Origin of the sequence: Thermomonas sp., assembly GCF_025993755.1 — a bacterium.
Lineage (GTDB): Bacteria > Pseudomonadota > Gammaproteobacteria > Xanthomonadales > Xanthomonadaceae > Thermomonas.
On record NZ_JAMQHN010000055.1, the window covers coordinates 1 to 4,629 of the forward strand.

Below are 4,629 nucleotides of genomic sequence, written 5' to 3' on the forward strand. Positions count from 1 at the left end.
AAGCCGCCAGCACCGAGCGCACTGCGCGCGTCATTGCCGATTGCTTGATGCTGCGGACGGCCTTGGCAGACCGCGTGACGTTCCGGTTGTCGTTCATATGACCCCAAGCTCCCTAAGTGTCTGAAAAGTGTTGCCATGATGGATGTCGCTGTGTCCATCGTGGCTCGGCACCGCTGTTGCAACAGGCCCCGCATGAATCCCTGCACATGATGCAATCCCGACGGACAGGCCACCCTCTTGTCCGTCTTGGACCCTTTGTTAATTTCTCGCGAAATTGTGCCGCCTGTCAAGCCCTGATCGCGGCATTTCCGAATCCCGCCGACAACGAGGTGGCGAAAGACGGACGGCCCGCTCTGCGCGGGCCGTCCGATTGCGTTCCGGCCATTCCGATTCCCGTGGTCAGGAAATCGGTGGCCCGATCCCGTCAGCGCCGGCGGGAGCGCGTAGGCGCCGGGGTCTGCTGCGGCGCGGGAGCCAGCGGCGCATTGACGACATTGACCGCTGCCCACGCCGCATCGACGGCCGTCACCTCAGGCGAACCCGCGCCATACAGCGCCTGGGCTGCCGCCAGGGTCGCGGTGCGGGCACCGGCGTAATCCGTGCTCGAGGTCATCTGCTCGGTCAAGGCCTTGTACCAGATCGCCGCCGCCTTGGTCTTGCCGATGCCGGTCAGGCCGGTATTGCCGTTGCACACCAGCGAGGCCGGGGTCAGATTCGCCCAGGTACCGGTGCCAAAGCCGGCCGGGACCACCGCGCCTTCCGCCAGCAGGTAGAAGAAGTGGTTGGCGACGCCGGAGGAGAAGTGCACGTCGAGGCCGCCGATCGACGGAGAATAGCAATCCGCCGACACATAGCCCGGAGTGTTGTTGTACAGCCACGCATCCAGGCTGGGTTTGAACATGTAGCGCAGGGCCTTGGTGCCGTCGTTGTTGCCGAAGACCTCTTCACCGATCAGGTAGTTGCCGGGGAAGTTCGGGTCGTTGACGGAAAACTCGACCATGGATCCGAAGATGTCGGAGGTGGCCTCGTTCAAGCCGCCGGATTCGCCGCTGTAAACGAGATTGGCGGTGCGGCTGGTGATGCCGTGGGTCATTTCATGGCCCGCCACGTCCAGCGCAAGCACCGGCTGGTTCATGCCGGCGGAATCGTTGGGGTCGCCGTCGCCGAAGGACATGCAGAAGCAGCTGTCGTTCCAGAACGCGTTCACGTAGAGGTTGCCGTAATGGACGCGGCTGAGCGCACCCTTGCCGTCGTTGGCAATACCGTTGCGACCGAACGTGTTCTTGAAATAATCCCAGGTGGCCGCGATCCCGTAGTGCGCATCGGCCCCGACGGTGGCGCGGTCGCTCATCGTGTAGTTGCCCCAGACGTTGGTCGAGGCGGTGTACAGCGTGCCGTTGCCGGAAGTGCCGTTGTGCATGTCGTGGGTCGCGCCGCCGCCACGCACGGTGTCGACCAGCGAGAACTGCGCCTGGCTCAGGCACTCCGAGGTGTTCAGGGTGACATCGCCGCGCAGCAGCGACTTGCCCAGACCGACCGCCGGCCCGGACTTGCGGCAGGTGCGGCCCGGCCCCGGCATGGCGGTATTGACGCGATCCCAGCGATCCAGGATCCGCGCGCTGCCGGCATCGACGAAATAGTGCATTTCGGTCGGGGTCTGATCCGCCTTGATGCCCGTGAAGACGACTTCATAGGCCAGCACCGGGGTGGCGCCGCGGGCATAAACCACGGTGCGGGCGGTGGGCGCGCCGTCGAAACGGGTGCCGAAGTGGGCGCCGGCCTCGACGATCGCCTGATCACGGCTGATGCGGCCGCTGAGCGAGGACGGGCGCTGGGCGCTGCGCAGGGTCTGGCTGACGCCGGTGAGGCGACCGTTGCGCGAATGGGCGACGAAATCGCCGCCGATGACCGGCAGACCGTTCCAGGTGCGGTCGTAGCGGACGTGCTCGGTGCCATTGCGATCGACGATCACGTCGCGTGCGCTGAAGGCATCGGCAGATGCGCGATGGAACGCGCTGGCATTCGCGCCCAACAATGCATTGGCGCGGCTGACCACGTCGGCGCGGCCGGCGTTGGCGGCCTGCGCGGCCGGGGCGATGGCAAGTGCAGAAGCGATAGCAAGGCACAACAGACTGACTTGAACTTTCATGGTGCTCTCTCCGTGGTGATCAGCCCGACTGCTGCTGTGCCGGGGTAGGTTGATTGACGGTCCTGCCGGTTCCGCGGCGCGCCGCGATCCGTGCCGGTGCCTGCAGCATAGCATCGGAAAAATAGGAAACGCGCAACTGCATGCCGCGCGGCGAATAGCCGATAAAGGTGGCTTCGAAAATCGGTTCATAGGCATGCGGGTAAGCCTTGCCGAGCTTGCCGTTCTCGAGTTCGAACAGCAGTCCGAGGCTTTCCGGCTGCTTGAGTCCCTTGTTGTACTCATGCAGGGTCCGCTTGGACTGCTGGACCATCGGCAGGAACGCTTCCCGCCCTCGGCCACGCACGGACGGCGCCAGGAAGATCCGGAAATAATAGGTGGGCTGGCGCAGGCGAGGGAGCACCTTGACCATGGCGGTCGCCACGCCGACCAAGGCGCCGCCGTCATCGCGCAGCGTGCAGACGGCCTGCTGGGTCCGGTTGCGGGCCTTCGCCTCATCCTCGATGGCCTTGTTGTCCGTCCAGAAGGCGACCAGCTCCTCCGCCAGCTCCGGCGTCACCTGCTTCCAGACGTTGTCGATGCGCGTTTTCACCGACGTCCTTGCCCCGCGGCCGGTTGCTGTGTCTGCGGCTTGGGCGCGAGCGCTTCCACCAGCTTCACGTATTCGCTGAACTCGAGCTTGCCATTGCCATTGGCATCGAATCGCGACAACGGCGGGGCATTGCGTCCGGCGTTCTTGATCAGGACCAGATTGGTGTATTCGTTCGGGTCGATCGCGCCATTGCGGTTCGCGTCTATGGTCGCGAACTGGCGGCGCAGGCGGGCCTCGGTGACGGCCACCAGGCGTGCGCGATTGAAGCCCTCGCTGAATTCGGCCATGGACAGCTGGCCATCGCCGTTCTTGTCCCAGGCGCGGAAGGTGCGGGTGGCATCGTCGACCTGCGGTTGCGCAGCCGAACTGGCCGGGCGCGGTGGCGACTGGTTGGGTCGCGTTTGCGCGTCCACCGCCTGCGCAGCCAAAAGGCTGCCGGCGACACAGGCTGCAAGGGTCAGGGAGCGAATCATGCGGCAGGCGCCTCCACGGGAATTTCCGATTCGAAAGTGATGAGATCGCGGATCTCGGGGGTGCGCAGGCCGATCATCATCGGGTGCTTGACGTTGGGCAGGAAGCTGATGTCGAAGATCTCGCCCATGTCGCCGTCGAAACGGATCCAGTTCAAGACATCGCCATTGGTCAGCGAAACGATCTGCACGCCGCACCAAGGCTCGGCATCGCGCTTCTTGAGCTCGTCATCCAGCTGCAATCCTTCGAAGCGCTGGTTGCGCGGCTTGGAAAGGCCGATCGCGGCGACATTGCCGATCATCGACAGGCCACGGGCGAAGCCCGGGACGAAGGCGTGCGGTACGAACGCCTTTTTCTCGAGATCGACCCAACCGAGATAGCCGGTGCCGGCATTGAGCAGCCACAGCCTGCCGTTGTGCCAGCGCGGCGAGTGCGGCATCGACAGTCCTTCGCAGACGATTTCGTCGGTCTGCACGTCGATCACCACGCCGCCGTCGCGACGGCGCTCGCGCCAACCATCCACGCTGTCGCTCTTGCACACCGCCGTCACGTACCTGGGCTCGCCGTCGACCATCGCCAGCCCGTTGAGGTGACAACGATCCTCGGGCGCCAGCTTGCTGATGAACTTCGGCTTCCAGATCGCCTTGAAGCTGTGGGTCGGGCTGAGCTCGGCAAGGCAGGAATACTTGGTGTTGACGAACACCACCTTGCCGTTCTTGCGGATGCCCAACTCGTGGATATCGACATCGCCAATCGTCTGCGCGTTGCGCGGGACGTAGCATTTGTCGAACTGACCGTGGATCACCTCGTTCGGACGCAGGACGTTTTCGAAGCGCCAGAGCTGGTACAGCCCACCCAGATAAATGCGCTGCGCGTTGCCAACCACCCCCATTGCCCGCTCGAAGATGCGTTCAAAGAACGACACGCGCCCGTTCTTGTCGGAACCGACCAGATAGATGCGGCCGGACTGGTAGGAAGTGATCGCCAGCGACAGCCGGTTCTGGCCGAGCCAGCCGGAGAGACCGCGCGAGCAGCTTTTCTCCACCTTGAGTTGCGTCAGATCCTTCGGCTTCTGCTGCTCCGGCTGGCCGGACTGCGCCGCGACGGGCTGGGCTGCAGCCGACGCCGTCTGCTGATCCGACTCCGCCGCCACCGTCGTATCCAATCCCACTTCCCCTTCCGGCGCGCCCTTGCTGGACTCAATGCCGGGGTCTTTCTGCTTCTTGTCTTTGGCCACTTGTCATCCAGACTGCTTGGGAACAAAGGGCCCGGCGACGCCGGGCCCCGATTCGGCAGGCGCCGATTTACCAGGAATAGCGGAACGACGCCTGACCGCCCAGCACGCTGTTGAACGTGCCGCCGTCGGTCCAGTTGCCGCCGATCGTGAACCCGAAGCCTCCCTTCTCCACGCCCACGCCAA

3 protein-coding genes and 1 pseudogene are annotated in these 4,629 nt (G+C 64.4%); all 4 read right to left on the reverse strand.

Annotated features, from left to right (window positions below; all coding sequences use genetic code 11):
- Nucleotides 1-490: 490 nt before the first annotated feature.
- Nucleotides 491-2,149, reverse strand: a pseudogene (locus Q0X16_RS04055) (M4 family metallopeptidase); the annotation flags it as partial.
- Between the two features lie 19 nt (nucleotides 2,150-2,168).
- The gene (locus Q0X16_RS04060) at nucleotides 2,169-2,738 is read right to left on the reverse strand and encodes a hypothetical protein (RefSeq protein ID WP_297830883.1); all 570 of its coding nucleotides are present in this window, start codon (nucleotides 2,736-2,738) and stop codon (nucleotides 2,169-2,171) included.
- A complete protein-coding gene (locus tag Q0X16_RS04065) occupies nucleotides 2,735-3,211 on the reverse strand; it encodes an EF-hand domain-containing protein (RefSeq protein ID WP_297830885.1) in 477 nt (158 codons plus the stop codon). Before Q0X16_RS04065 ends, Q0X16_RS04060 begins: the two co-directional genes overlap by 4 nt.
- The gene (locus Q0X16_RS04070) at nucleotides 3,208-4,446 is read right to left on the reverse strand and encodes a TIGR03032 family protein (RefSeq protein WP_297830887.1); all 1,239 of its coding nucleotides are present in this window, start codon (nucleotides 4,444-4,446) and stop codon (nucleotides 3,208-3,210) included. Before Q0X16_RS04070 ends, Q0X16_RS04065 begins: the two co-directional genes overlap by 4 nt.
- Between the last annotated feature and the right edge of the window lie 183 nt (nucleotides 4,447-4,629).